This window comes from Mycobacterium montefiorense (assembly GCF_025823255.1).
Classification (GTDB): Bacteria; Actinomycetota; Actinomycetes; order Mycobacteriales; family Mycobacteriaceae; genus Mycobacterium; species Mycobacterium montefiorense.
Genome location: NZ_JACKVL010000006.1, coordinates 132,894 through 158,784 on the forward strand (window position 1 = coordinate 132,894; position 25,891 = coordinate 158,784).

At 65.4% G+C, this 25,891-nt stretch carries 24 protein-coding genes, 1 pseudogene and 1 riboswitch; of the genes and pseudogenes, 15 read left to right on the plus strand and 10 right to left on the minus strand.

Annotated elements, in window-relative coordinates; all coding sequences use genetic code 11:
- Nucleotides 1–2: 2 nt before the first annotated feature.
- Genes H7K34_RS02470 through H7K34_RS02480 form a run of 3 tightly spaced genes read right to left on the minus strand, consistent with a single transcriptional unit; the run spans nucleotide 3 to nucleotide 3,293 of the window.
- Entirely contained in the window at nucleotides 3–1,589 is a 1,587-nt protein-coding gene (locus H7K34_RS02470; protein ID WP_264059552.1) for an MlaD family protein, read from the minus strand.
- Nucleotides 1,589–2,452, minus strand: coding sequence for an ABC transporter permease (locus H7K34_RS02475; RefSeq protein ID WP_108921757.1), 864 nt, complete (start codon nucleotides 2,450–2,452; stop codon nucleotides 1,589–1,591). The genes H7K34_RS02470 and H7K34_RS02475 overlap by 1 nt, the downstream gene beginning before the upstream one ends.
- Before the next feature lies 1 nt (nucleotide 2,453).
- Nucleotides 2,454–3,293 carry an MlaE family ABC transporter permease gene (locus tag H7K34_RS02480; protein WP_264059555.1) on the minus strand — a complete coding sequence of 280 codons (840 nt, stop codon included), beginning with the start codon at nucleotides 3,291–3,293 and terminating at the stop codon, nucleotides 2,454–2,456.
- A gap of 303 nt (nucleotides 3,294–3,596) precedes the next feature.
- On the opposite strand from H7K34_RS02480, the gene H7K34_RS02485 reads away from it, so the two are divergent.
- Nucleotides 3,597–4,199: a TetR/AcrR family transcriptional regulator gene (locus H7K34_RS02485; protein ID WP_264059559.1), complete on the plus strand. Its 603-nt coding sequence runs from the start codon at nucleotides 3,597–3,599 to the stop codon at nucleotides 4,197–4,199.
- A 26-nt stretch (nucleotides 4,200–4,225) separates the two neighbouring features.
- Here H7K34_RS02485 and H7K34_RS02490 read toward each other — a convergent pair whose 3' ends face one another.
- Nucleotides 4,226–5,668 carry a PPE family protein gene (locus H7K34_RS02490; RefSeq protein ID WP_264059566.1) on the minus strand — a complete coding sequence of 481 codons (1,443 nt, stop codon included), beginning with the start codon at nucleotides 5,666–5,668 and terminating at the stop codon, nucleotides 4,226–4,228.
- A gap of 171 nt (nucleotides 5,669–5,839) precedes the next feature.
- On the opposite strand from H7K34_RS02490, the gene H7K34_RS02495 reads away from it, so the two are divergent.
- From H7K34_RS02495 to H7K34_RS02510, 4 genes are all read left to right on the plus strand, one after another.
- Nucleotides 5,840–6,121, plus strand: a complete 282-nt coding sequence (locus tag H7K34_RS02495; protein ID WP_264059568.1) for a phosphoribosyl-ATP diphosphatase — start codon at nucleotides 5,840–5,842, stop codon at nucleotides 6,119–6,121.
- Nucleotides 6,122–6,123: 2 nt separating this feature from the next.
- Complete coding sequence (gene hisG / locus H7K34_RS02500) at nucleotides 6,124–6,981, plus strand: ATP phosphoribosyltransferase (protein ID WP_108921753.1); 858 nt, start codon at nucleotides 6,124–6,126, stop codon at nucleotides 6,979–6,981.
- A gap of 104 nt (nucleotides 6,982–7,085) precedes the next feature.
- The gene (locus tag H7K34_RS02505) at nucleotides 7,086–7,598 is read left to right on the plus strand and encodes a DUF4126 domain-containing protein (protein WP_264059570.1); all 513 of its coding nucleotides are present in this window, start codon (nucleotides 7,086–7,088) and stop codon (nucleotides 7,596–7,598) included.
- Nucleotides 7,595–8,965 carry an FAD-containing oxidoreductase gene (locus H7K34_RS02510; RefSeq protein ID WP_264059572.1) on the plus strand — a complete coding sequence of 457 codons (1,371 nt, stop codon included), beginning with the start codon at nucleotides 7,595–7,597 and terminating at the stop codon, nucleotides 8,963–8,965. Before H7K34_RS02505 ends, H7K34_RS02510 begins: the two co-directional genes overlap by 4 nt.
- Nucleotides 8,966–8,969: 4 nt before the next feature.
- Here H7K34_RS02510 and H7K34_RS02515 read toward each other — a convergent pair whose 3' ends face one another.
- Nucleotides 8,970–9,848 (minus strand): RecB family exonuclease, encoded by an 879-nt coding sequence (locus H7K34_RS02515; RefSeq protein WP_264059574.1) that lies wholly within the window; start codon nucleotides 9,846–9,848, stop codon nucleotides 8,970–8,972.
- Nucleotides 9,849–9,921: 73 nt separating this feature from the next.
- Between H7K34_RS02515 and trmI the strand changes: the two are divergent.
- Nucleotides 9,922–10,764, plus strand: a pseudogene (trmI, locus tag H7K34_RS02520) (tRNA (adenine(58)-N(1))-methyltransferase TrmI).
- On the opposite strand, the gene H7K34_RS02525 reads toward trmI, so the two are convergent.
- Both H7K34_RS02525 and H7K34_RS02530 read right to left on the minus strand, forming a co-directional pair.
- Nucleotides 10,761–11,060 (minus strand): DUF503 domain-containing protein, encoded by a 300-nt coding sequence (locus H7K34_RS02525; protein WP_108921786.1) that lies wholly within the window; start codon nucleotides 11,058–11,060, stop codon nucleotides 10,761–10,763. The pseudogene trmI and the gene H7K34_RS02525 sit on opposite strands and share 4 nt — an antisense overlap.
- Nucleotides 11,060–11,713: a hypothetical protein gene (locus tag H7K34_RS02530; protein ID WP_264059577.1), complete on the minus strand. Its 654-nt coding sequence runs from the start codon at nucleotides 11,711–11,713 to the stop codon at nucleotides 11,060–11,062. Before H7K34_RS02530 ends, H7K34_RS02525 begins: the two co-directional genes overlap by 1 nt.
- A 310-nt stretch (nucleotides 11,714–12,023) precedes the next feature.
- Here H7K34_RS02530 and arc point away from each other — a divergent pair, with 310 nt between their 5' ends.
- Nucleotides 12,024–13,853 (plus strand): proteasome ATPase, encoded by a 1,830-nt coding sequence (gene arc, locus H7K34_RS02535; RefSeq protein ID WP_108924405.1) that lies wholly within the window; start codon nucleotides 12,024–12,026, stop codon nucleotides 13,851–13,853.
- 19 nt (nucleotides 13,854–13,872) lie between these two features.
- Here the strand turns inward: arc and H7K34_RS02540 are convergent, their stop codons facing one another.
- Nucleotides 13,873–14,478, minus strand: a complete 606-nt coding sequence (locus tag H7K34_RS02540) for a hypothetical protein (protein ID WP_264059589.1) — start codon at nucleotides 14,476–14,478, stop codon at nucleotides 13,873–13,875.
- Between the two features lie 3 nt (nucleotides 14,479–14,481).
- Nucleotides 14,482–15,660 carry a hypothetical protein gene (locus H7K34_RS02545; RefSeq protein WP_264059592.1) on the minus strand — a complete coding sequence of 393 codons (1,179 nt, stop codon included), beginning with the start codon at nucleotides 15,658–15,660 and terminating at the stop codon, nucleotides 14,482–14,484.
- Nucleotides 15,661–15,889: 229 nt separating this feature from the next.
- On the opposite strand from H7K34_RS02545, the gene dop reads away from it, so the two are divergent.
- From dop to H7K34_RS02570, 5 genes are all read left to right on the plus strand, one after another.
- Complete coding sequence (dop, locus tag H7K34_RS02550; protein WP_264059593.1) at nucleotides 15,890–17,398, plus strand: pup deamidase/depupylase; 1,509 nt, start codon at nucleotides 15,890–15,892, stop codon at nucleotides 17,396–17,398.
- Nucleotides 17,399–17,500: 102 nt separating this feature from the next.
- Nucleotides 17,501–17,689 carry a ubiquitin-like protein Pup gene (locus H7K34_RS02555; protein WP_264059595.1) on the plus strand — a complete coding sequence of 63 codons (189 nt, stop codon included), beginning with the start codon at nucleotides 17,501–17,503 and terminating at the stop codon, nucleotides 17,687–17,689.
- Nucleotides 17,686–18,567, plus strand: coding sequence for a proteasome subunit beta (gene prcB / locus H7K34_RS02560; protein WP_264059597.1), 882 nt, complete (start codon nucleotides 17,686–17,688; stop codon nucleotides 18,565–18,567). The genes H7K34_RS02555 and prcB overlap by 4 nt, the downstream gene beginning before the upstream one ends.
- Nucleotides 18,564–19,328, plus strand: coding sequence for a proteasome subunit alpha (prcA, locus tag H7K34_RS02565; RefSeq protein WP_264059599.1), 765 nt, complete (start codon nucleotides 18,564–18,566; stop codon nucleotides 19,326–19,328). The genes prcB and prcA overlap by 4 nt, the downstream gene beginning before the upstream one ends.
- Before the next feature lie 132 nt (nucleotides 19,329–19,460).
- A riboswitch (M-box (ykoK) riboswitch) is annotated at nucleotides 19,461–19,633 on the plus strand.
- Between the two features lie 78 nt (nucleotides 19,634–19,711).
- The gene (locus tag H7K34_RS02570) at nucleotides 19,712–21,223 is read left to right on the plus strand and encodes a stealth family protein (RefSeq protein ID WP_372510670.1); all 1,512 of its coding nucleotides are present in this window, start codon (nucleotides 19,712–19,714) and stop codon (nucleotides 21,221–21,223) included.
- 24 nt (nucleotides 21,224–21,247) lie between these two features.
- Here H7K34_RS02570 and H7K34_RS02575 read toward each other — a convergent pair whose 3' ends face one another.
- Entirely contained in the window at nucleotides 21,248–22,195 is a 948-nt protein-coding gene (locus tag H7K34_RS02575) for a phosphodiesterase (protein ID WP_264059601.1), read from the minus strand.
- Nucleotides 22,196–22,401: 206 nt separating this feature from the next.
- On the opposite strand from H7K34_RS02575, the gene pafA reads away from it, so the two are divergent.
- The 3 genes from pafA (at nucleotide 22,402) to H7K34_RS02590 (ending at nucleotide 25,825) form a co-directional block, all read left to right on the plus strand.
- Entirely contained in the window at nucleotides 22,402–23,760 is a 1,359-nt protein-coding gene (gene pafA, locus H7K34_RS02580; protein WP_264059602.1) for a Pup--protein ligase, read from the plus strand.
- 98 nt (nucleotides 23,761–23,858) lie between these two features.
- Entirely contained in the window at nucleotides 23,859–24,857 is a 999-nt protein-coding gene (locus H7K34_RS02585; protein ID WP_264059603.1) for a helix-turn-helix transcriptional regulator, read from the plus strand.
- A complete protein-coding gene (locus H7K34_RS02590; protein WP_264059605.1) occupies nucleotides 24,854–25,825 on the plus strand; it encodes a helix-turn-helix transcriptional regulator in 972 nt (323 codons plus the stop codon). Before H7K34_RS02585 ends, H7K34_RS02590 begins: the two co-directional genes overlap by 4 nt.
- The last annotated feature ends 66 nt before the right edge of the window (nucleotides 25,826–25,891 follow it).

A 25,891-nucleotide genomic window follows, 5' to 3' on the forward strand; every position in this document is an offset into this window, starting at 1 on the left:
TGTCAGTTCGGACCCCCGGGTGGAGGTTTCAGACCCTGCTTCAAGGACACGGTGGTGCCGCGGGCGACCGGGCCGAGCAGCAACTCAGTTGCCGACGTCGCCGGCTGGCCGGTGATGACGCTCAACATGTTTCGCTCGTACTGGCTACCGATGGGCCCCACGTTTCCGCCGAAGGACGATTGCGGTATCCACGGAGCTTTCGGTGCCACCGGGGCCACCCATGGAGCGTCCGGCGGCGCTGATGCCGGCGCTGGTGCCCCCGGTGCCGGGTTGTTGGGATTCGCACTGCCCGGTACCGGCGGCGACGGCGGAAGCCAGTCCGGCAGCGGGGGATTGGGATCGGTCAGGTTGGGGCTCGGATTGATCAGCGGCGGTCCGACCGCGACGAGGTTCCCGTCCGGACCGATGACCGTGCCCGGCGGTGGCGCCAGATCTTTGGGCGGCTGATAGTTCTGCGGCAACAGCACTTCCGGCAGGTCCGGGCGCACCGGAATGAGCGGTGCGGTGAAACAGCTGGGCCCCTTCAGTTCTCCGTAATGTGGACAGTCCGCGCGGGTGTAGGTGGAACTAGGGGTAAATGTGAGCATCGCGCGCATGTTGCCGACGTCTCTTCCCGGCACCCAGACCTCTTCCATGAACCTGTTGGCCAGGTTGTCCAACTTGGCCACCGCGGGCACGAAGTTATTGGACTTCATCGCCAGGATGCCCAGCACCGGCGTGAAATCGCCGGTGATCCTGATGAGCTGGTCGATGTGGTTACCAAACGATCCGCGTGTGGTTGCGACCGTGTTTTCGGCGCCGGAGAGCAGCGAGGCCAACTGCCCGCGCGTCTCGGCGAAGGTCTGCATCGGCTCGACGGCCTGGTGCAGGGCGTCGAGCAGGTCGGGAGCCGTCTGCGCAAGGCCGTGCGCCGCATCGACGAGCGCGGACACGGTCGAGGGGCCGGAGTCAGTACCGACAATCGAATTGAGTTGATCGAGAAGGCGATTCAGTTGCCCCCCGGCATTCAACAGGGCGCCGCGGCGGTGGTCGGTGGCGGCACCCAGCGCGGCGAGGATCCCCACGGATCTATCGTCGCGGCCTCGTCCGGCGGCCGCCAGCAGGTCGCGCAGCTTGCTGACGGTCGTCTGGAACAGCACGGTCGGAAGCCGGGTGTCTTCCGGAATGTGGGCGCCCGCCCTGATCGTCGAGCCCGGGCTCTCCTGGTTTCGGGTGCCTACCAATTGCACCGACGACACGGCGAACACATTGCTAGGCACCACTCGGGCGGTTACGGACGCCGGAATCGACTTGGCGAACTCTTCTTTGAGATCGATGTGGACGTAGTTGGGTTTTCCGTTGGACGCGGGAACCACGTCGTCGACCATCCCGACGAGCACGCCGTGATACTTGACGTCCGACTTCTGCGGCAGACCGTCGCCGACGTTGACCAGATCGGCGACCACCCGAACGTAGTCGTTGAGCCGGCCGGTGGACTTGAGCAACATCGCGATGGTGAGCAAGGCCGTGACCACTACCACCGCTGTGCCGGTGGCAAGCAATTGCCGGTCCGAGGGGCCGCGCCCGTCCAGCTCAAAGGAGTTCGGCACTAGCCACCGAACCTTGCGCCGGCATCGACGCCCCACAGCGCCATGGTGAGCAGCATGTTCACCATGATCACGACGGTGATGCTGGCCCGCATGCCGTGTCCGGCCGCCACCCCGACTCCTTCGGGCCCGCCGGTCGCGTAATACCCGTAGTAGCACTGAATCGTCGACGCGATCCACACAAAGATGACGGCCTTGAACAACGAATACACGATGTCTTGGCCGGCCAGCATAAGCGTGAAGTAGTGCAAATAGGAGCCGGTCGAGCCGCCGCTGCTGATCCCGACGACGACCTGCGTCGTCAGATAGCCGATCGCCAAACATGCCGCGTACAGCGGGACTATCGCCACCACGGACGCGATCAGCCGGGTGGTCACCAGATACGGGATCGGTCGGATCGCGATCGATTCCAGCGCGTCGATTTCCTCGGCGATACGCATCGATCCCAGCTGCGCGGTGAAGCGACAGCCGGCTTGCATGGCGAAAGACAGCGACGCCATCAGCGGTGCCAGCTCGCGGGTGTTGACCAACGAGGAGACGAATCCGGTGGCGGGGCCAAGGCCCAGTAGGTCCAGAAAGTTGTAGCCCTCGATGCCGACGAGTGCGCCGACGGTCATTCCGAGAACAACGGCCACGCCGGCGGTGCCGCCGCCTACCACGATCGAGCCGTTACCCCAGGTGATGTTCGACAGCAGTCGCAGGAACTCGCCCCGGTAGTGGCGTAAGGCGAGGGGGACGGCGACTAGCGCTCGGATGAAAAAGACAAGTAGATGCCCGAGCCGGATGATCGGGACGGTGCCCCGGCGGTAAAGCCGAACCACCTGATTCGACAGCGGAGCAAACGGGAGAAAAGTAGAGGCCGCCACGTCACAGCCCCGTCCTGGGCACCAACAAGATGTAGAGCTGGCTGATCACGACGTTGACGATCATCAGCAGCAGGATCGCCTCGACGACGGCCGCGTTCACCGAGTTCGCCACACCGGTCGGCCCGCCGACGGTGGATAGGCCTTTCTGTGCCGAAACTACTGCCACGATGGCGCCGAAGATGACCGCCTTCACCAGCGCCAAAATCATGTCGTCGGTGGTCGCGAACGACGCGAAGGTCGACACGAAGCTGCCGGGCGCCCCGTTCTGGAAGTACACGTTGAACATGTAGCTCGCGAAGAATCCGACGAAGCACACGACGCCGGTGAGCCCGACGCCGATCATGAGGGCGGCGGCGAAGCGTGGAACCACCAGTCGATGGATCACCGATACGCCCATGACCTCCATCGCGTCGGTTTCTTCGCGCATGGTCCGCGAACCCAGGTCGGCGGTGATCGCCGACCCGACGGCCGAGGCCATCAGAACGGCGGCCACCAACGATGCGCCCTGACGAATGACCGCGAGCCCGCTGGCCGCGCCGGCCAGCGAGGTGGCTCCCACTTGCCCAGCCAGCAAGGCGAACTGGATGGACAGGGTGACGCTGATCGGTAGTGAGACCAGAATCGTCGGCAGGACTGCGGTGCCGGCCATGAATGCGCCCTGGCGGACAAATTCCTGCCATTGGAATCGGCCGGTCACCAGGTCGAAAAAGAAGTACTGAATGGTGCGCACACCAAGGACGAACTGTTCGCCGACCGTCGTCAGCGAAGCGAGCGGATGACGTTTGATGTATCCGACCGACCAGTCCCCGATGGCGACGACGCTGTCTTGTTGCGCCGTCATCGATGCGCAACCGGTAGTCCGTCTAGCAAACCTACGCTACCGGTCATTGCGCACCAGCTGCCGCCTCCATTGGCGTTCCCCCCACCAATAAGTGCACGAGTGCAGAACATGAAGGAGCCGGGTGCCGTCCAACGCATCTTGATAAAGGTAGTGTCACGAGGCTCCGTGAACTGCGGTTCTCGGTGTGTGCTGAGTCAGACTAGCCTAGTTGATAGGGACTTTCAATAGTGTAGAGTCACTCACCTGAGATCGTCACTGGACGGTACCGACGCGTTGGAATGTCAGCTCGACGAAGGTAACGACATGTCCGCAGCAAACACCGGCTCGCTACGGGACCGTCGCCGCGCCGAACTGCTCTCCCAGATCCAGCTCAACGCATATGAGCTTTTCGCCGCGCGCGGATTCGATGCCGTAACGACCGAGGATATTGCCGCCGCCGCCGGAATCTCCATCAGCACCTATTTCCGGCACGCACCCACGAAGGAAGGCCTGCTGGTCGATCCGGTCCGAGAGGCGATCGGCGAAGTCGTTGGCTCGTACAGCGCGAGACCGCACGACGAGTCGGCCGTTGAGGCATTGATTCAGGTATTCGTCACGCGGGCCCGCGACGCCGACGAACTCGACAATCTAGATACCTGGCGTCACGCAATCGCCACCGCGCCCCACCTGTTGAGTAAGACGGCGCTGGTTAGCGAGGCCGATCACGATAAGTTCCTACAGCAGGTCGCTTTCCGGATGGGCGTCGACGCGTCGGACGACGTGCGGCCGGCTCTGTTGGTTCACACCAGTTTGGCCACAATCAGATTCGTTCTCGACCGCTGGCTAAGCCCGGATGTCGAGATGAGCGAGCTGTTCCACGTCCAGCTGGAACAGGCGCTTCGGATCACGCTCTGCAGCTTCGACTGAGAAGTTCATCCGTTCCCTGGATGTGTTCAAGGCTTCTCACCGGCATCCCAAGTGTGCGGCAGCATCGGGTGCAGCGGTGTCTTGTCGAACTCGCCACCGGCGAAGTGGGTAAGCCCTCGGGCGTGTGCGGCAGTCGCTTTCGGGATGGTGCCTGCGAACCCGAGTGGCGTCGCACCGGCGCCGGCGACATACTCGGCTTCGGCCGAGTCGTCCGGTGGCGCCAGGTCGAGATCTTCGTTCAGATACGCGAACTGATGCTTACGCCCGTGCTGACGCAGCCTGGTCCGCCGCCGTTTTGCCGCGGCCTCGCTGCTGCCGGCAACGGCGCTGGCATCCGGCAATGATGCGGTTGTGTTCGCGGCGGCTTTGCCGCCGAACGTTGGAGTGAACCCTTCGCCGCCTGGATCGCCTCCGACGGCGTAGAGGACTTCACCCGCTCCCGTCACCGGGACCGCAGCGGTGGCCGTCGCGGTAGAACTCGTCGGGGAGCCGGGGGCCGCGGAGTTCGACGCCGCGGGGCCAGCGCTAACGTGTGCGACCCCGGCCGCGACCGGTGACAGCTGCTGGCTTTCGCGCGGTAGAGCCGTCTGGGGCTGGTCGGCGAGCGCCATTGGGTTGTCCAGCCCTGCCGCGCCGGCGAGTCCGATCAGCGCGATGGGTGCAAGAAGGCCCAGTGCCGCTACAAACGGCCCGAAATAGATCAATGAATCCAATATTGAGTACGCGGGAATCAAGAACGCCTGGGTGGACGTGAAGGCGATCACCCACTCCAGCGCGTGGCTGATGAGCGCGCCGAGCGGTCCCGGCAGGAAGTGGGTGATCAGGTTGTCGAGGTACTTCAGGAATTTCCGTAGCGCTTGCAGGATCAACGTGGTTGGGTCGGGAAACCTGTGGTGGGTGTGGGCCGCCAGGGAAGTGGCTTCGGTCGTGACAATGTGGGGCGCGGCTGATGTGACGGGGGTTCCCGACAGGATCGCCTGCGACACCGCTTGGTAGACGCCCATGACGGCGGCGGCCTGAACCCACATGCGGCTGTAGTCGCCCTCGTTTACTGCGATCGGGATGGTGTTGACGCCAAAGAAGTTGGTTGCTACCAACGCGGCGTGCAGCGCATGGTTTCCGGAGAGCTCAGCAGGCGCGGGCATGGCGCCCAGAGCTGAGGCGTACGCAGCGGCCATGGTTTCGTACATGGTCGCGGTCGCGGTCGCGGTGGCAACCGCGCTGGTGTGATCCAGCCAGAGCACATATGACTGGTGTGCTGCGACGAACTGCGCAGCGGTCGGACCTTCCCACGCGGCGGCCTGCGTTGTGGCGAGGATCGCAGTGAGTTCCGTTGCCGTGTCGGTGTATTGGACCGCCAGGGTTCGCCATGCTTCGGCCGCGGCTACAAGCCCACCGGGGCCGGGGCCGGTCGACAGCAAGGCCGAATGAATCTCGGGTGGAAACGCCCCCCAGATCGGGTATGTCATCGATTGTTTCCTTAGAAATATATATACGGAGTGTATGAATATATAGGTTAGCCTAACCTATATATGTACGCATCGGCTCCGGAAGGGGATGGTCCGAGGCCGGCTGACCCCGGACCCGGTCCGGGTGTGCACTGTTGCTGGCGAAACCGCCGTGACTTTGCTTGTGGCCTCGTGAAACAATCGCTGGCCGTGAAGACTTTCGAGGATCTGTTCGCCGAACTCGGCGATCGTGCCCGCACCCGACCGGCCGGCAGTGCCACGGTCGCGGCGCTCGACGCCGGGGTTCATGGGCTGGGCAAGAAGATCCTGGAGGAGGCCGGCGAGGTGTGGCTGGCCGCCGAGCACGAATCCAACGAAGCTTTGGCCGAGGAGATCAGTCAGTTGCTGTACTGGGCGCAGGTGTTGATGATCGCGCGTGGGCTCTCCCTCGACGACGTCTATCGGAAGCTGTGAGCATGTTGCGAGTCGCGGTTCCCAACAAGGGCACGCTGAGCGAGCCCGCCTCCGAGATTCTCTCGGAGGCGGGCTATCGGCGGCGCACCGACACCAAAGACCTCACCGTCATCGACCGCGTCAACCACGTCGAGTTCTTCTTTCTGCGGCCTAAAGACATTGCCATCTATGTCGGTTCGGGGCAGCTCGATTTCGGCATCACCGGGCGAGACCTGGTGCTCGACTCGGACGCGCCGGTGCGTGAATGCCTGGCGCTGGGTTTCGGTTCGTCCAGCTTCCGTTATGCCGGGCCCGCCGGGCGCAACTGGACGACAGCCGATCTGGCCGGCAAGCGGATCGCCACCGCCTACCCCAATCTAGTGCGAAAAGATCTGGCGGACAGAGGGATTGAGGCCACGGTCATCCGGCTTGATGGCGCGGTGGAGATTTCGGTCCAACTCGGGGTGGCCGATGCGATTGCTGACGTGGTGGGATCGGGCCGCACTCTGAGCCTGCACGATCTGGTGGCCATCGGTGAGCCGCTGTGTGATTCGGAGGCGGTACTGATCGAGCGCGCCAACCACGACGGTCAGGACGCGGCGAAGGCGGCGCGCGACCAGTTGGTCGCGCGGATCCAGGGTGTGGTGTTCGGGCAGCAGTATTTGATGCTCGACTACGACTGCCCGCGCTCGGTACTGGACCAGGCCACGGTGATCACGCCGGGGCTGGAGTCGCCGACCATCGCTCCGCTCGCCGACCCGGACTGGGTCGCGATCCGCGCGCTGGTGCCGCGCCGGGGCGTCAACGAGATCATGGACGAGCTCGCGGCCATCGGAGCCAAAGCGATTCTGGCTTCCGATATCAGATTCTGCCGGTTCTGATCACGCCTGCCTGGCTCCGGCTGTGTTAGCGTCCGGCTAGGGGAGGGGGCCCGCCGGGCCGCCCCTCTTATCGTTGCCGCGCTGTCATTCCCAGGAGGGTCGCCGTGACACACGTCCTTATTCTCTTGCTGGCTTTGCTGATTGGTGTTATCGCCGGGTTGCGTTCCTTGACGGCACCCGCCGTCGTCGCGTGGGCCGCGTACCTGGGTTGGATCGACCTGCATGGCACGTGGGCATCGTGGATGGCCAACATCATTACGGTGGTTGTCTTCACCGTTCTCGCCGTCGGCGAAGTGGTCAACGACAAGCTGCCCAAGACCCCGCCCCGCACTGCGCCACCGGTCTTCGCGGCCCGGCTGCTGATGGGTGGGTTTGCGGGCGCGGTGCTCGGCGCCTGGCCGCACTGGACGTTCAGCGCGCTGGGGGCAGGGATCATCGGCGCGGTGCTCGGCACCCTCGGCGGCTATCAGGCGCGCAAGCGGCTGGTCGCGGTCAGCGGCGGGCGTGACCTGCCGATCGCGCTGCTCGAGGACGCGATCGCGATCCTGGGTGGGTTCGCCATCGTTGCCGCCACGGGTCACGAGCTGACGCAATACCTGCTCACGGCGGTTAAGTGAGCCGGCATTTCGATGCGATCATCGTCGGTGCCGGCCAGGCAGGCCCCCCACTCGCGGGGCGGCTGACAGCCGCCGGCCAGCGCGTCGCGGTCGTCGAGCGCAAACTGATCGGCGGCACCTGCGTCAACAACGGATGCATCCCGACCAAGACGCTGGTCGCCACTGCGCACGCCGCCCACTCGGCCCGTCGCGGCGCCGAATACGGCGTCGGGACCGGTTCGGTCAGTGTGGACATGGCGAAAGTCAAGGCGCGCAAGGACGGCATCATGCTCGCCGACCGCAAGGGCGTGGAGGACTGGCTGGACGGCATGGACGGCTGCACGGTCGTTCGCGGACACGCCCGCTTCATCGATCCGCACACCTTGCGCGTCGGTGACGACGAGCTGCACGCCGATCGCATCTTCCTCAACGTCGGCGGCCGCGCGGTCGTGCCCACCATCCCGGGCCTGGACGATGTCGAGTTCCTCACCAACGTTTCCATCCTCGAACTCGACGAACTGCCAACACATCTCGTGATCGTCGGCGGCAGCTACATCGCACTGGAGTTCGCCCAGATGTACCGGCGCTTCGGGGCGAAGGTCACCGTCGTGGAGCGGGGACCGCGGCTGGCCTCCCGCGAAGACGAGGACGTCTCGGCCACCATCAAGGAAATCCTGGAGGCCGAAGACATCGACGTGGTCCTCGGTGCCGACGACGTGCGGATCAGTAAGAGTGACAGCGGATTCGAACTCACACCTCGCGCCGGTGCCAACCCCATCGGCGGCAGCCACTTGTTGCTGGCGGTGGGCCGGCAGCCCAACACCGACGATCTGGGGCTGGACGCTGCCGGGGTGCAGACCGACGCCCACGGCTATATCGCGGTCGACGACCAGCTCAAGACGAACGTCGATCACATTTGGGCGATGGGCGATTGCAACGGCAAGGGCGCGTTCACCCATACCTCGTACAACGATTTCGAGATTGTCGCCGCCAACCTGCTCGACGACGATCCACGCTGGGTGAGCGACCGCATCACCACCTACGCGCTCTACATTGATCCGCCGCTGGGGCGCGCCGGCATGACGGTCGACGAGGTGCGCAAATCGGGGCGCAACGCGCTGCTCGGTAAGCGGCCGATGACAAGGGTGGGCAGGGCTGTGGAAAAGGGTGAGACGCAAGGCTTTATGCAAGTCATCGTCGACGCCGACACCCAACAGATCCTTGGCGCGGCCATCCTCGGCGTCGGCGGCGATGAGGCGATTCACGCCATTCTGGACGTCATGTCCGCCAAGGCGCCATACACCACACTGTCGCGCACGATGCATATCCATCCCACCGTCAGCGAGCTCATTCCCACGATGCTGCAAGAAATGTCGCCGCTCGACTAGTCGATTACGCCGCCGGCTCGGTCGTATGCGAAATGGCCTGTGTCCGAGCGTGATCCGGCCAGCCGGGGTAGGGCGGTGGGGTGCCCCCGAAAACCGGACAGTATTCGTGGTGCGGGCACCAATCGCACAATCGCGACTGGTGAGGACGGAAATCGCCTGTCGCACCCGCGGATTGGATCGCACGCCAGATCGCCATCAGTGTCTTCTCGAAGCGCAGCAGCTCGTCGAGCTCGGGCGAATAGTCCAGCACCTGGCCGTCGGCCAGGTAGATGAGGCGCAGCCGGGTGGGCGGCACGCCGCGGGTACGCAGCAGCGCCACCGCGTAGAACTTCATCTGGAACATCGCCTTGAATTCGGCCAGCGCGCGCGCCTCCGGTGGCGCCTTACCGGTCTTGTAGTCGACCACCCGCAGCTCGCCGGTCGCCGCGACGTCGATTCGGTCGATGAATCCACGCAGCAGAGTGCCGTCGGCGAGTTCGACCTCCACTCGCTGCTCGCAGCATTGCGGGTCGAATCGAGTGGGGTCCTCCAGCCGGTAGTAGCCGGACAGCAACGCGCGGGCTTCCTCCAGCACCTGGGTCCGCTGCGCGGAGTCCAGCTCGCCGATCCGGTCGGGTTCGGCGGCGACCACGTGCTCCCAGGCGGGTTCCACCAGCGATATCGCCGTATCTAGCCCGCGCGATGCCGCGGGCAGGCCATAGAGCTGTTCCAGCGCGGCGTGCACCACCGACCCGCGGATCTGCGCCGTCGACGGCGGCTCGGGCAGCCGGTCGATCGCCCGGAACCGGTACAGCAACGGGCACTGCTTGAAGTCCGCCGCTCGCGACGGTGATAGTGCCGGTCTGGAAGCCGGCCGCGCCTGGTCTTGCGGCTGGTCGGTCATATTCGCAGCCTAGAACTGCAGGCTGACAACCCCGAGCATCGGTAACGGCGAGTCGGCTGGCACGCTGAACGGCGTGTCCAACACCGGTCCATTCACCGTCGGCGAGCGCGTCCAGCTGACCGACGCCAAGGGCCGTCACTACACGGTGGAGCTCGTGGCAGGCGCCGAGTTCCACACCCATCGCGGTGCCATCCCGCACGACATGATCATCGGTCTGGAACAGGGCAGCGTGGTCAAATCCAGCAACGGCAACCCCTACCTGGTGCTGCGCCCGCTGCTGGTCGACTACATCATGTCGATGCCGCGGGGGCCTCAGGTCATCTATCCGAAGGATGCCGCCCAGATCGTGCACGAGGGCGACATCTTTCCGGGCGCCCGCGTGCTGGAGGCCGGCGCCGGGTCGGGCGCGTTGACCTGTTCGCTGTTGCGCGCCGTGGGACCCGAGGGGCGGGTGGTCTCCTACGAAGTGCGGCCGGATCACGCCGAACATGCGCGGCGCAACGTGACCGTCTTTTTCGACGGGGCACCCGCCAACTGGGAGCTGGTCGTCGGCGACGTCATCGACTCCGGGCTGCCCGACGACTCCTTCGACCGGGCCGTGCTGGACATGCTGTCACCGTGGGAGGTGCTCGACGCCGTGTCGCGGCTCGTGGTCGCCGGCGGGGTGCTGGTGATCTACGTGGCCACGGTCACCCAGCTGTCCTAGGTGGTGGAGGCGCTGCGGGCCCAGCAGTGCTGGACCGAACCGCGGGCCTGGGAGACGATCCAGCGCGGCTGGCATGTTGTCGGCCTGGCCGTCCGTCCGCAGCACTCGATGCGCGGCCACACCGCGTTCCTGGTGGCGTCGCGACGTCTCGCGCCGGGCACGATCGCCCCGGTGCCGTTGGGTCGCAAGCGTCCGGGCAGGGACGGCTAGGCGTAGTCCTCGCTGCGTACCAGCGAGCGTTGCACCGACAGCACTTCGAACTCGGGATGCGCGGCGACCAGACGTTCGGCCGCGTCGAGGACTTCGACGGCATGGCTACGGTCGCCGGACACGACGCCCACCCCGATGCCCGCTCGCCGATGCAGATCCTGCGATCCGGTCTCCGCGGCCGACACGCTGAACTTGCGGCGCAGCTCGGCAACAACGGGACGGATCACCGATCGCTTCTGCTTGAGCGATCGCACGTCACCCAGCAACACGTCGAACTCGAGCCAGGCGATCCACATCAGCCGGGCGGACGTTGCGCAGGAGCGGACTCGGGTGGCGGGGACGGCGCAGGTGGTGGAGGCGGCGCGGGTGGCTGGACGGGTTCCGGCGGCGGGGGCAGGGGAAGCGTCGGGCTCGGAGGCGGAGGCGTCGAGGCCGCCGAGTTACCCAGGGCCAAAAGCATTTCGGCTGTTCGCCGGGACAGCTGCCAGCCGCCCTGCAGCGGGGCGAACTCCATCGGGAAGGTGAACTTGCTGTTGCTTCCCTTGGCAGTGTTGACGCTGACGGTGGCCACCACGTTGGACGGATTCTTGTCCGACCACGCGATGTTGTTTGCCACGAAAGTCATCGGCAAGTAGCCATTGTCACGCAGCGCGTTGACGAGTTTGTCCAGCGTGGCGGCGCTCTCCGGCGTCGCGCCTTCAACGAGGTTCACCTTGTTGATGCCCGGAATGTTCGGGTCGACAAGCCGGTTAAGCACTTCGACCAGAGCCTCGGCCACCGGGACGGGGGCGGTCGGGGGGGCCGTGACGATCAGCGGGCTGGACGTGGGCTCCGCGGCTGCCGAGCTACTCGACGGCAGCACCTTGGGTTCGCTGTGCGCGCATCCCGTCAGCCCGAGCGTCGCCACGGCGGTGGCGGCGCTCAGTGCTACGGACAAGTGTCGGTGCATCCCTGCGGTCGGCCGGGCTATTCGGCGAGGCCTGATTCTTGGAGGGGGGTGGTTGCTGCGATCCGGCCAACTGGTGCAATAGAAGTCACAGTTGGAAACATTGCGTTGATGACCGCGACCACGGTAGTGCCTGTGGTGAGGGGTTTTGCGGTCACGGGGTGTCCTCTCGGTGGTCCCAAATCGACGCTGAGGTTACCAGTGGGAGTGAAGACGCGACTTTTGATGGCTTTTGAGTTCACGCATGAACAGCCAATCGCCGGTAGCGTTAAAGAATCCACCGCATCAATTCGGGGCGGGAAAGGAGCGCAACATGGGTGACTCAGAGCGTTCTGAAGCATTCGGTATCGATCGCGAAACTGACATGTCCAGCGGCGATGCCGCCGAGTTGGAACAGTTACGCCGCGAGGCAGCAGCGCTGCGCGATCAACTCGAGCAGGCCGCCGGATCGCAGGGCGGCGCCCGCTCCTCGCGCGACGTGCATCAGCTCGAAGCCCGCATCGACTCGCTTGCCTCCCGCAATTCGAAGTTAATGGAAACTCTTAAAGAGGCCCGACAGCAGTTGTTGGCGCTCCGCGAGGAAGTCGACCGGCTGGGGCAGCCACCGAGCGGCTACGGCGTTTTGCTTGCCACCCACGAGGACGAAACGGTCGACGTGTTCACCTCGGGTCGCAAGATGCGACTGACGTGCTCGCCCAACATCGACGTGCCGTCCCTGCGCAAGGGACAGACGGTTCGGCTCAACGAAGCCCTGACCGTCGTCGAAGCCGGGACGTACGAATCGGTCGGCGAGATCTCTACGTTGCGCGAGGTGCTCAACGACGGGCACCGAGCATTGGTCGTCGGTCACGCCGACGAGGAGCGGATCGTCTGGCTCGCGGAGCCACTGGTGGCGGAGGATCTGCCGGACGGCGTTCCCGACGCACTCAACGATGACACCAGGCCGCGCAAGTTGCGGCCTGGCGATTCTCTACTGGTCGACACCAAGGCCGGCTACGCGTTCGAGCGCATTCCCAAGGCCGAGGTCGAGGACCTGGTCCTGGAAGAGGTGCCCGATGTCAGCTACCAGGACATCGGCGGCCTGACTCGCCAGATCGAGCAGATCCGCGATGCCGTGGAGCTGCCGTTCCTGCACAAGGAGCTGTACCGCGAGTACGCGCTGCGTCCGCCCAAGGGCGTGCTGCTCTACGGTCCGCCCGGCTGCGGTAAGACGCTGATCGCCAAGGCGGTGGCCAACTCGCTAGCCAAGAAGATGGCCGAGGTGCGCGGCGACGACGCTCGCGAGGCCAAGTCGTACTTCCTCAACATCAAGGGCCCCGAGCTGCTGAACAAGTTTGTCGGCGAGACCGAGCGCCACATCCGGCTGATCTTCCAGCGGGCCCGTGAGAAGGCGTCCGAGGGAACGCCGGTGATCGTGTTCTTCGACGAGATGGACTCGATCTTCCGCACCCGCGGAACGGGTGTCTCGTCGGACGTCGAGACCACGGTGGTCCCGCAGCTGCTGAGCGAGATCGACGGCGTGGAGGGGCTGGAGAACGTCATCGTGATCGGCGCCTCCAACCGCGAGGACATGATCGACCCCGCGATCCTGCGGCCCGGCCGCCTCGACGTCAAGATCAAGATCGAGCGACCCGATGCCGAAGCGGCACAAGACATCTTCTCGAAATACCTTGTCGAATCGCTGCCGGTGCATGCCGACGATCTCGCCGAGTTCGACGGCGACCGGTCGGCCTGCATCGGTGCGATGATCGAAAAGGTCGTCGAGCGGATGTACGCCGAGATCGACGACAACCGGTTCCTGGAGGTCACCTACGCCAACGGTGACAAGGAAGTCATGTACTTCAAGGACTTCAACTCCGGCGCGATGATCCAGAACGTCGTCGACCGGGCGAAGAAGAACGCCATCAAGTCGGTGCTGGAGACCGGCCAGCGGGGCTTGCGTATTCAGCATCTGCTCGACTCGATCGTCGATGAGTTCGCCGAGAACGAGGACCTGCCCAACACCACCAACCCCGACGACTGGGCGCGGATCTCGGGCAAGAAGGGCGAGCGGATCGTGTACATCCGTACCCTGGTCACCGGCAAGTCGTCCAGCGCGTCGCGCGCCATCGACACCGAATCGAACCTCGGCCAGTACCTCTAGGGATCAATCCCTAGTCGGCTCAGTCGAATTCGAACGAGTAGCTGTTCGTCAGATCGTCCTGCGTCACGCGGGCGGGGCGAGTCGTCGTGTCCACCCGCAATGTCTCGGTGAGCACGCGCGGCTGATAACTCCAGCCCGCGGGCAGCGTGAGCCGGCCGGCCAGCCCGGCCAGGTCGGCCCGGGACAGGCTGGGGTCTGCGACCTGACTCCAGGTCTGCATGACCCAGCGCTTGCCTTCGGGATCGATGAGTTCGTACACCTCTTCGCCGGCGTTGAAGACGAAGACCGTATTGCGGGTCACTTCGTTGACGGTGTACGGGGCGGGGTTCATCGACGAAAGCGCAACGGTGGCTTGCTTGATCATCTCGATCCCGCCGAACGTCATCCGTTCCTGCGGGCCCTCGGCGTGCTTTTCGATGTTGTTCATCAGCCAGTAGCGCGGACCATTGAGCAACGCCGCGGCAGCGCCGTGTTCCTCTGCGATTGCCTGCGGGTCGAGCGCTGACCACAGCTCGGCCGGGCAGTCGTTGAGCGGAAAGCTGTTGTAGACGGTCGCCTGTGGGCCAGATTCGCCGACTTCAACGAGAAGCACTTCACCGTAACGCTTTCCAGATAGGTCGGGCACTTGTTACTCGCTTTCTGTCGTCGTGGCGACGCAATTGATGGCGCCTCGGTAGCGGTTGCGGGCAGCCAGCGAGACATGCAAGTCGTTGATGAGTGGATCGAGGAACATGCCCCGGTACTCGGCGTCGTCGACGGCGCGGGCGCTGATGTACATGAACGTCAACGCGCCGAGGAACAGGCACATGTGGATCAGCGAATCCGGTACGGGCAGTGTCCATCCCATGACTGTCGCGGTGCTGACGTAGGTGTGGGTCCATTCGTTGAGCAGCTGCGGCGTCAGAATGATCAGCCCGAGAATGAGATACATCGTGGCGCCGACGATTGCCACCACCAGGATCTCGACTAGTTGCGAGGCAGCTAGCAGGAAAACCACATTGAGGCGTTCCGACTTTCTCAGCGCTGAGCCCGGCGACGGGTCAAGCATCGCCGCGAAGGGAGTGTTGGCAAGGCTGTCGCTGTCCTCGGGCAGCGACGCCGTCGACTTCAGCAGCGGCCTCACTCGTTCCACGGTCTTGGACACGACGAACGCCCCCGCGATGCCGAGCAGAAAGAATATGGCCAGCGAGATCCGCTTCCCGTTAATAGTTGCCGCCATCAGCCAGACGTAGGTGTTGAAGAACACCAACGCGGTCAGCAGCACAATCGGCAGCGCCCTGATCGCCAGCGTGCCGACCGTGGCAAGGTGCTCGAACGTCATGCGCACCGCCCAGGCGAGCACCGATCCGACGCCCGAGCCGGTCAGCAGCAGCACCAGGCCCAGAATCGCGGCGTCCCGGGTCAGTTGGATCGGGCCGCTTTCGACGAACCCGCAGACGATCGCAAACGCCAGCGCTGCGGTCGCGATCGTCGCGCGGGCGCGCCCGTCCGATACCCGCGACACCAGCCAACCGATCAGAGCGGCCAGCGGGAGAGCGGCCGCGAGCAACGCCAGGATGACCCATTGCCGGGTGGACGGTGTCCCATCAATGAAGACCTCGCGGCCGTTGCTGACGAGATAGACGCCCAGCAGGCAGGCCTCGACTCCCGTCCACGCGGCCAGCATCGGAGCGGACCGCGGCCAGAGCCGTCGCCATCGGCCCCGCCGGGTCAGCACGGACGGCAAACCGCGCTCGAGGAACCACTGTTCCGCCTCGGCTGTCGCCGCCTTCTGGCTGCCCGGTGTGCGGCGCAAAGTTGGGTCCACACCGGGTCACCCTAGTGGCGCAGCAACCCCTGTGTTGGGCGTTTTCACGCAGGTCAGGATTTGTTCGGCGGCGCGTTCGGCGGGTGCCGCCACGGCCGTCGGGCGGTGCGCCCGTCTGCTCCTGAAGCATCTTCAGCCAGAAGATGTTTCGACGATCGGCGGCAGGCCCGTATCGGCCGCGCGGTTGCCCCAACGCCGGGTACGTCGTTGCCCGGCCTACGCTGAACGGATGCAACGGATTATCGGGACGGAGGTCGAGTACGGCATTTCGTCGCCTTCCGACCCAACTGCCAACCCGATCCTTACTTCGACTCAGGCGGTGCTGGCTTACGCGGCCGCCGCCGGCATCCAACGCGCCAAGCGCACCCGCTGGGATTACGAGGTGGAGTCGCCGCTGCGCGACGCCCGAGGTTTCGACCTGAGCCGTTCGGCCGGGCCGCCGCCGGTCGTCGACGCCGACGAGGTCGGTGCCGCCAACATGATCCTGACCAACGGGGCGCGGCTCTATGTCGACCACGCGCACCCCGAATACTCCGCGCCCGAGTGCACCGACCCGCTGGACGCCGTGATCTGGGACAAAGCCGGCGAGCGGGTGATGGAGGCCGCCGCGCGGCACGTCGCCAGCGTGCCCGGAGCCGCCAAGCTGCAGCTTTACAAGAACAATGTCGACGGCAAGGGTGCCTCGTACGGATCGCACGAGAACTACCTGATGAGCCGGCAGACGCCGTTTTCGTCGATCATCGCCGGTCTGACCCCGTTTTTAGTGTCCCGGCAGGTCGTCACCGGCTCTGGCCGGGTCGGTATCGGCCCCTCGGGTGATGAGCCCGGCTTCCAGCTGTCCCAGCGCTCCGACTACATCGAAGTCGAGGTCGGGCTGGAGACGACGCTGAAGCGCGGCATCATCAACACCCGCGACGAACCGCACGCCGACGCCGACCGGTACCGCCGGCTACACGTCATCATCGGCGACGCTAACCTCGCCGAAACGTCGACCTACCTGAAGCTGGGCACCACGGCGCTGGTGCTGGACCTGATCGAAGAAGGCCCGCAGCACGGGATCGACCTGAGCGACCTGGCGTTGGCCCGGCCGGTGCACGCGGTCCACGCGATCAGCCGTGACCCGTCGCTGCGCGTCGCGGTGGCCATGGCGGACGGCCGGGAACTGACTGCTCTTGCGCTGCAACGGATGTACCTCGACCGGGTGGCCAAGCTGGTCGACGGTCGCGACCCCGATCCGCGGGCCGCCGACGTCGTGGAAACCTGGGCACACGTGCTTGATCTGCTTGAGCGCGACCCGATGGAATGCGCGGAGCTGCTGGACTGGCCGGCCAAGCTGCGACTGTTCGAGGGTTTCCGGCAGCGCGAGAACCTGGCCTGGTCGGCACCCCGACTGCACCTTGTCGACCTGCAGTATTCCGATGTCCGGCTGGACAAGGGCCTGTACAACCGGCTGGTGGCGCGTGGCTCGATGAAGCGTCTGGTCAGCGAGCACCAGGTGATCGAGGCGGTCGACAATCCGCCGACCGACACCCGCGCGTATTTCCGCGGCGAGTGCCTGCGCAGGTTCGGGGGCGACATCGCCGCAGCCAGTTGGGACTCGGTGATTTTCGATCTCGGTGGCGATTCGCTGGTGCGCATTCCGACGCTGGAGCCGCTGCGGGGCAGCAAGGCGCATGTCGGGGCCTTGCTGGACTCCGTTGACAGTGCCGTCGAACTGGTGGAACAACTGACGAGCTGAGGCTTGTTAACCGAAGAACGTCGGGTTCGACCGGTAGGGTAGAGATACCAGCGGGCATGTTTAAGCGGCCAGTGAACAGCCCAGACGAAGCAGGAGGCGGCGATGGCGCAGGAGCAGACCAAGCGTGGCGGAGGCGGCGGCGACGACGTCGTTGGCACCACAGCCGCGGGTCAAGAGCGTCGCGAGAAACTGACCGAGGAGACCGACGACTTGCTCGACGAGATTGACGACGTCCTTGAGGAAAACGCGGAGGACTTCGTTCGTGCGTACGTCCAAAAGGGCGGACAGTGACCTGGTCTTTCCCCGATCGCCTGCCCACTAACTCGTCACTACCCGGATTCTCTGCTGTAAACACGTCTTCGTTCGCCGACCTGTTGCGCCGCCAGGCGCCGGAATTGCTACCCGCAGTGCTGGGTGGCGGTGGAGGTCAATCCGGTGGTGACGCCGGACACCTGCCGCACGGCACCACGATCGTCGCCCTGAAATATCCCGGCGGTGTGCTCATCGCCGGTGACCGGCGCTCCACGCAGGGCAACATGATCGCCGGCCGCGACGTCAAAAAGGTCTACATCACCGACGACTACACCGCGACCGGCATCGCCGGCACGGCCGCGATCGCGGTCGAATTCGCCCGCCTCTATGCCGTGGAGCTCGAGCACTACGAGAAGTTGGAAGGCGTACCGCTCACCTTCGCCGGCAAGGTAAACCGGCTCGCGATCATGGTGCGCGGCAACCTCGCCGCCGCGATGCAGGGGCTGGTGGCCCTGCCGCTGCTGGCGGGCTACGACATCCACGCGGCCGATCCCGAAAGCGCCGGGCGCATAGTGTCGTTCGACGCGGCGGGTGGCTGGAACATCGAGGAAGAGGGATACCAGTCGGTGGGGTCGGGGTCGATCTTCGCCAAGTCCTCGATCAAGAAGCTGTATTCCCGAGTCGCCGACGCCGATTCCGCGGTGCGAGTCGCCGTGGAAGCGCTCTACGACGCCGCCGACGACGATTCCGCCACCGGCGGACCGGATCTGGTTCGCGGCATCTTCCCCACGGCGGTCACCATCGGTGCCGAAGGAGCAGTCGACGTGCCCGAGAGCCGGATCGCCGAACTAGCCCGGGAGGTCATCGAAAGCCGCTCGCGCGCTGACACTTTCGGTCCGGATGGCGGTGAGAAGTGAGCTTCCCGTATTTCATCTCGCCTGAGCAGGCGATGCGTGAGCGCAGCGAGCTCGCGCGCAAGGGCATCGCGCGGGGCCGCAGCGTGGTGGCGCTGGCCTACTCCGGCGGCGTGCTTTTCGTCGCGGAGAATCCGTCGCGCTCGCTGCAGAAGATCAGCGAACTCTACGACCGTGTCGGCTTTGCGGCTGCGGGCAAGTTCAACGAATTCGACAATCTGCGCCGTGGGGGCATTCAGTTCGCCGACACCCGCGGCTACGCCTACGACCGCCGCGATGTCACCGGCCGGCAGCTGGCCAACGTCTACGCGCAGACCCTCGGCACCATCTTCACCGAGCAAGCCAAGCCCTACGAGGTCGAGCTGTGCGTCGCCGAGGTTGCGCACTACGGCGAGACGAAACCGCCTGAGTTGTACCGGATCACCTACGACGGGTCCATCGCCGACGAGCCGCACTTCGTGGTGATGGGCGGGACCACAGAGCCGATCACGACCGCGCTCAAGGAGTCGTACGCCGAAAACGCCGACCTGCGCGAAGCTTTGGGGATCGCGATCGACGCGCTGCGGGCCGGCAGCGCCGACTCCTCGAACGGCGACCAGCCTGCACTGGACGTAGCCAATCTCGAGGTCGCCATCCTGGACGCCAACCGGCCGCGGCGCGCGTTCCGGCGGATGACGGGACCCGCCCTCGAGGTGCTACTGCCCAAATCGGTCTCCAAGTCGCCTGACAAGGGCACCTCGGCGCCCGAAGAGCCGTCCGAGTAGCCGACGCGCGGCTAAGCGCGAGGTGACTGTGGAGGCGGGCGTGACGTGGGACTTGAGCCGCACCGCGCGCTTCGGCTGCGTCTTCGCACGCAAAAGCGTGTTGCCGGAAGCCTGAAACGGAGCTAGCCTGCTGAGGCACCTCGTTAGGCGAGGCTCCTGAACGAACACAGGCCACTGATCTCACGACGTCGAGAGACGCCCAAGATCAGGACAGATCTCCCCGGCTTAAGGGGTGGTCCCAAGTGGCTTTCCCGGCTCCCGGGGATACGTCGTTCAGTGCCGAAGCTCAACGTGTGGGGGCAGCATCGCCTGCTATTCCGCTTCGCGGGTTCCCTCTTTGTGCATGTCGTGACCCGTATTGACTCTGGAAGGCAGGTGTTCCCATGACCAGATTGGTCGATGTCGCCCCCCGGGCGGGCTCAATCAGCTCGGCCGATGAGGTGCGCCTGACTCCGTATGAGGCGATGTTGGCCGACCTGTTGTTCGTCTGCGACGAACTGAACATGGCGGGCGTCCCTTTCGTTCTGATCCGCGGTGCGGACGGCCGCCCGGCGCTTGTCGTGGACATCGCGTTGCGCGCCCGGGTCGCCGAGACTCTGATGTCCGCATGTCTTGAAGTGCCGCTGCGCGCCAAGATCCTCGACGGGACCGGGCGCCGCTCGGTGTACCTGGGTGATGGCCTGCTGTCGGCAGACCCGGACCCGCGGTTGCTGCGGGTGTTTCGCCACCGGGAATGCCCGCGTTTTGGGCTGCGTTACGGCGCGTCTGCCGGGGTCGAGCTGCAGTTCTGGGTCTTCGATGGGATGCAGGCGATTTGTCCGATCGAGAATTCGCTCACGCGCAAGGTGTTGGTGCTCGCCGACATCGCGTACACCACCGTCGATATGTTCGGCCGCACGTGGCGGACGATCGACGGCATGTTCGCCCCCCACGCCGGCGACGTGACGTTCGACATCGACATGGTGTTCTCCTGGGTGGACGGCAACGACCCGGAGTTCTGCGCACGGCGCGCGGCGGCGATGGCGGGGCAGGTTGTCGGCGAAGGCGATGAAGCCGATGCGCGCATCCGTCAGATCGACGAATTGAAGTACGCGCTGCGCTCGGTGCACGCCTTCGCCCCATGGGTGCGACGGATTTTCGTCGCGACGGATTCGCCGGTTCCCAGGTGGCTCGCCGCCCACCCGAAGGTCACCATCGTGCGCGCCGAGGATCACTTCACCGATCTGTCGGCGTTGCCGGTGTACAACAGCCACGCGGTCGAGAGCCAGCTGCACCACATCCCAGGTCTGGCAGAGCATTTCCTCTACTCGAACGATGACATGTTCTTCGGCCGGCCCGTTTCACCCACAATGTTCTTCTCGCCGGGAGGCGTCACGAAGTTCATCGAAGCGGGCACGCGCATCGGACTTGGCGCCAACCATCCGGAGCGCAGCGGCTTCGAGAACGCAGCGCGCGTCAACCGGCAGTTGCTGTGGGACAAGTTCGGGAAGGTCATCACGCGCCACCTCGAGCACAGCGCTGCCCCGCTGCGCAAGAGCGTGTTGCTGGAACTCGAGCGTGAGTTTCCGCAGGAGTTCGCGCGCACTCAAGCGAGTCGCTTTCGCGCCAGCACCGACATCTCGGTGACCAATTCGCTGTACCACTACTACGCATTGATGACTGGCCGTGCGGTTCAGCACGAGTGCGCCAAGGTGCTCTACGTCGACACCACAATGCGGTCGGGGCTGGCCAAATTGCCGCAGCTGCTGAGGAAGCGCAAGTTCGACTTCTTCTGCCTCAACGATGGCAGCTTCCCGGAAGTGAGCATGGGCGAGCGGGCGCATGTTGTCGGCGAGTTTCTGGACCGGTACTTCCCGGTGCCCGCGCCGTGGGAGCGAGGAGCCGAAGACGACTGAAAATCGGCGGCGAGTGAAGGTGCGTTAGTCCGTGCGTCGGCTGGCAGCTGGCCATGTGCGCGCGAGCTGATGTGCGATGCGCGGTATCCGGCTGGCCGGAAGAATACTCACCCCGGCGTCGGCGAGTTCTTGGCGCACGGCCGCCGGCCGTACGAACCGTCCCACAGTGGGACCGCTGGCCAGCGGAATAACGGTGTGCACCACAGTTTCTGGGTAGCAGTGCACGAGATTGAATGCCTGTGCACCATCGCGACCCCGGGTCCCCGCCGTCAGAAGGTCCTGGGAATAGCAGCTGGCCGAGGCAACCGAAACAGGAATGCCGGCAAAGGTCGCCGAGGTCGAGTAGTGCAGGTGTCCGGCGAGGATGCTGCGCACATCGGTGCCACGCAGAACCGCGGCAAGTGGGCCTTGATCGCGCAGCTCTACCATGACGGAGAGGTCCTGCACGCAGGGAATCGGCGGGTGATGCATCGCGAGGATGGTGCCGAAGGGGGCGGGTTCGGCCAGCTGCGCCGCGAGCCACTGCAACTGCGCCGGCGCGATCTCCCCGTGATGGTAGCCGGGAACCGAAGTGTCCAAGACGATTACCCGCAAACCCGCGATATCGTGCACCCGGTCCATCGGCGCCATCGTCGGAGCCTCGCGCAACAGATGCTCGCGCAGTGCCGCTCGGTTGTCGTGGTTACCCATCACCCAGATGACCTCAGCTCCAAGGCGATCGGCCAACGGCTCAACCAGGCAGCGCAGCTTGCGGTAAGCCCCGGGCTGTCCCTTGTCGGCCAGGTCGCCGGTGAAAATGACTGCGTCGGGGCGTATTTGGGAAGCCTCAAGCCGCTCAAGCAGCTCGGATAATCGAGCCTCCGCATCGACGTCGCCGTAGAGGTCGCCGTCACCGGCTATGAGGTGGGTGTCGCTGATGTGTGCGATGACGTGGTCCGGCCGCGGGTATTCCGCGACCCTGGATCTGTCCACAGGGCTGACAAAGCCTTTCTAAAACGACTGGGCTCGCGGTAACGAGCACCATCAATTCTACACGGTGGTCGGCCTCGCATCCGGGATCGCGATGGTTCGATGGGGCTCGTCCAGCGTGGCGGCTAAATCCGTGTGTTAGTCAATTAGCACCACTCGCCGGGCGGCTTGCTGACCGCCGCGGCGACACAGCAAGTACCCTCAATTGTGTGCAGCGACGAATCATGGGCATCGAGACTGAGTTCGGTGTCACCTGCACGTTCCACGGCCATCGCCGCCTGTCGCCGGACGAGGTAGCTCGCTACCTTTTCCGCCGGGTGGTGTCCTGGGGCCGCAGCTCCAACGTCTTCTTGCGTAACGGCGCCCGCCTGTACCTCGACGTCGGCAGCCACCCCGAGTACGCCACCGCCGAATGCGACAGCCTGGTGCAGCTGGTCACCCACGACCGGGCCGGCGAATGGGTGCTGGAAGACCTGCTGGTAGACGCCGAGCAACGGCTCGCCGACGAAGGCATCGGCGGCGACATCTACCTGTTCAAGAACAACACCGACTCGGCGGGCAACTCCTACGGCTGCCACGAGAACTACCTGATCGTGCGCGCCGGCGAGTTCTCCCGGATTTCCGATGTGCTGCTGCCGTTCCTGGTCACCCGCCAACTGATCTGCGGGGCGGGCAAGGTGCTGCAGACCCCCAAAGCCGCGACGTTCTGCCTATCGCAGCGCGCCGAGCACATCTGGGAAGGCGTTTCGTCGGCCACCACTCGGAGCCGCCCGATCATCAACACCCGCGACGAGCCGCACGCCGATGCCGAGAAGTACCGGCGGCTGCACGTCATCGTCGGCGACTCGAACATGTGCGAGACCACCACGATGCTCAAGGTGGGTACGGCCGCGCTGGTGCTCGAGATGATCGAATCCGGTGTGCCCTTCCGCGACTTCTCGCTAGACAACCCGATCCGCGCGATCCGCGAGGTCAGCCACGACGTCACCGGCCGCCGGCCGGTGCGCCTGGCCGGTGGGCGTCAGGCCAGCGCGCTGGACATCCAGCGCGAGTACTACAGCCGCGCCGTCGAGCACCTGCAGACCCGGGAGCCCAATGCGCAGATCGAGCAGGTTGTCGACCTGTGGGGCCGGCAGCTCGACGCCGTCGAAAGCCAGGACTTCGCCAAGGTCGACACCGAGATCGACTGGGTGATCAAGCGCAAACTGTTCCAGCGCTATCAGGACCGCTACAACATGGAGCTGTCCGACCCGAAGATCGCCCAGCTGGACCTGGCGTATCACGACATCAAGCGCGGTCGCGGCGTCTTCGAACTGCTGCAGCGCAAGGGCCTGGCGGCACGCGTCACCACCGATGAGGACATCGCCGAGGCCGTCGAGAACCCGCCTCAGACCACCCGTGCCAGGCTGCGTGGCGAGTTCATCAGCGCCGCTCAGGCGGCCGGCCGCGACTTCACCGTCGACTGGGTCCACCTGAAGCTCAACGACCAGGCGCAGCGGACCGTGCTGTGCAAAGACCCCTTCCGGGCGGTCGACGAGCGGGTCAAGCGGCTCATCGCCAGCATGTGACCATCGGCTGTCTACAGCTGATCAGGTGGCTCATGTGGCCAAAGTGACGCGGGCGAGTCGGTGCACGCGCGCGATGCGGGCCATCTAATCTGGAGCAAATGGCGACCTCGAAAGTCGAACGGCTGGTCAATCTCGTCATCGCCTTGTTGTCCACCCGCGGCTACATCACCGCGGAAAAGATCCGGTCCAGCGTGGCTGGCTATTCGGAAAGCCCCAGCCTCGAGGCGTTTTTCCGGATGTTCGAACGCGACAAGAACGAGCTACGCGACCTCGGCATCCCGCTCGAGGTCGGCCGGGTGTCGGCGCTGGACCCGACCGAGGGCTACCGGATCAACCGCGACGCGTACTCACTGCCGGCGGTCGAGCTGACCGCGGATGAGGCGGCCGCGGTCGCCGTCGCCACGCAGCTGTGGGAGTCGCCCGAGCTGATCACCGCGACCCAGGGCGCGTTGCTGAAGCTGCGCGCCGCCGGCGTCGACGTCGACCCCTTCGATGACGGGACCCCGGTGGCGATCGCCTCCCCGGAGGGCGTGCCGGGCCTGCGCGGGTCCGAGGAGGTGCTCGGAATCCTGTTGTCCGCCATCGATTCCCGGCAGGCCGTCCAGTTCCCGCATCGGCCGTCACGCGCCGAGCCCTACACCATGCGCACCGTCGAGCCGTGGGGTGTGGTCACCGAGAAGGGCCGCTGGTATCTCGTCGGCCACGACCGTGATCGCGAGGCCACCCGCACCTTCCGGCTCTCCCGCATCGGCGCCGAGGTCGCGCCGATCGGTCCGTCCGGCGCCGTCACCGTCCCCGGCGGCATCGACCTGCGCAAGATAGTCGCCCAGACGGTGGCCGAGACGCCGACCGGCGGGCAGGCCCAGGTGTGGGTTGCCGACGGGCGGGCCACCGCGTTGCGCCGCGCCGGACGGTCCACCGGCGCCCGGCAATTGGGTGGCCGCGACGGTGAAGTGCTCGAAGTCGACATCAGCTCCACCGACCGGCTGGCCCGCGAAATCGCCGGATACGGGGCCGACGCCGTCGTACTCGAGCCGCAACCGCTGCGCGACGACGTGCTGGCCCGGCTGCGTGCCCACGCGGGAGCGCCCGCGTGACCCCCGTGTCCACCCGCCTGGTTCGGCTGCTCAACATGGTGCCGTATTTCCAGGCCAATCCGCGGATCACCCGCGCGGAAGCCGCCGCCAAGCTGGGGGTGTCGGCCAAACAGCTGGAAGAAGACCTCAACCAGCTTTGGATGTGTGGGCTGCCCGGCTACTTCCCGGGTGATCTGATCGACTTCGAGTTCTCCGGCGACACCATCGAGGTGACGTTCTCGGCGGGCATCGACCGGCCGCTCAAGCTCACCTCTCCGGAGGCCACCGGTCTGCTCGTCGCGCTGCGGGCGCTGGCCGACATTCCGGGCGTGGTCGATCCGGAGGCGGCGCGTACCGCGATCGCCAAGATCGCCGCGGCGGCCGGCACTGTCGGACACGACGCAACGAGTTCGGTGACGGCGATCGACGAGCCGGCGCCGATCGAGAACCGGGCCGCGGCTACCGTGCGTACGGCGGTGCAGTACAAGCACGCGCTGGCTATCGACTACTACTCCGCCTCACACGACACGCTGACCAGCCGAACCGTCGACCCCATCCGGGTGTTGCTGATCGGCGGCCACAGCTACCTGGAGGCCTGGTCCCGTGAAGCCGAAGGTGTGCGGCTGTTCCGATTCGACCGGATCGTCGAGGCCAGCGAGCTGGGCGAGCCGGCCGCCCCACCCATGCCGGCGCTGCAGGCGCGCCCGGACACATCGCTGTTCGACGGCGATCCGTCGCTGCCATCGGCCAGGCTGCGGGTAGCGCCCTCGGCGTCATGGATGTTCGAGTACTACCCGATGCGCGACGTACGCGAGTTGCCGGACGGATCGTGTGAGGCGGTCATGACCTACGCCTCCGAGGACTGGATGACACGCCTGGTGCTGGGATTCGGGCCGGACGTTCGGGTGGTTGAACCCCAGTCGCTCGCGCAGCGGATACGGGATGCCGCGGCGGCGGCCTTGGAGTCCTACCAGGCAGTGACGTCCTGATCGCACGGCGCGGGCACACCGGCAGTTGGCCGTGCTGCGGTAGCATCGGGTGGACGTCTGGAGGTA

Coding starts and splice junctions, on each gene's coding strand:
- H7K34_RS02525 (WP_108921786.1), bottom strand. CDS start 11,060: ATGTGGATCGCCTGGCTCGAGTTCGACGTGTTGCTGGGTGACGTGCGA.
- hisG (WP_108921753.1), top strand. CDS start 6,124: ATGTTGCGAGTCGCGGTTCCCAACAAGGGCACGCTGAGCGAGCCCGCC.
- H7K34_RS02530 (WP_264059577.1), bottom strand. CDS start 11,713: ATGCACCGACACTTGTCCGTAGCACTGAGCGCCGCCACCGCCGTGGCG.
- dop (WP_264059593.1), top strand. CDS start 15,890: ATGCAACGGATTATCGGGACGGAGGTCGAGTACGGCATTTCGTCGCCT.
- H7K34_RS02555 (WP_264059595.1), top strand. CDS start 17,501: ATGGCGCAGGAGCAGACCAAGCGTGGCGGAGGCGGCGGCGACGACGTC.
- arc (WP_108924405.1), top strand. CDS start 12,024: ATGGGTGACTCAGAGCGTTCTGAAGCATTCGGTATCGATCGCGAAACT.
- H7K34_RS02515 (WP_264059574.1), bottom strand. CDS start 9,848: ATGACCGACCAGCCGCAAGACCAGGCGCGGCCGGCTTCCAGACCGGCA.
- H7K34_RS02480 (WP_264059555.1), bottom strand. CDS start 3,293: ATGACGGCGCAACAAGACAGCGTCGTCGCCATCGGGGACTGGTCGGTC.
- H7K34_RS02570 (WP_372510670.1), top strand. CDS start 19,712: ATGACCAGATTGGTCGATGTCGCCCCCCGGGCGGGCTCAATCAGCTCG.
- H7K34_RS02485 (WP_264059559.1), top strand. CDS start 3,597: ATGTCCGCAGCAAACACCGGCTCGCTACGGGACCGTCGCCGCGCCGAA.
- H7K34_RS02490 (WP_264059566.1), bottom strand. CDS start 5,668: ATGACATACCCGATCTGGGGGGCGTTTCCACCCGAGATTCATTCGGCC.
- H7K34_RS02585 (WP_264059603.1), top strand. CDS start 23,859: ATGGCGACCTCGAAAGTCGAACGGCTGGTCAATCTCGTCATCGCCTTG.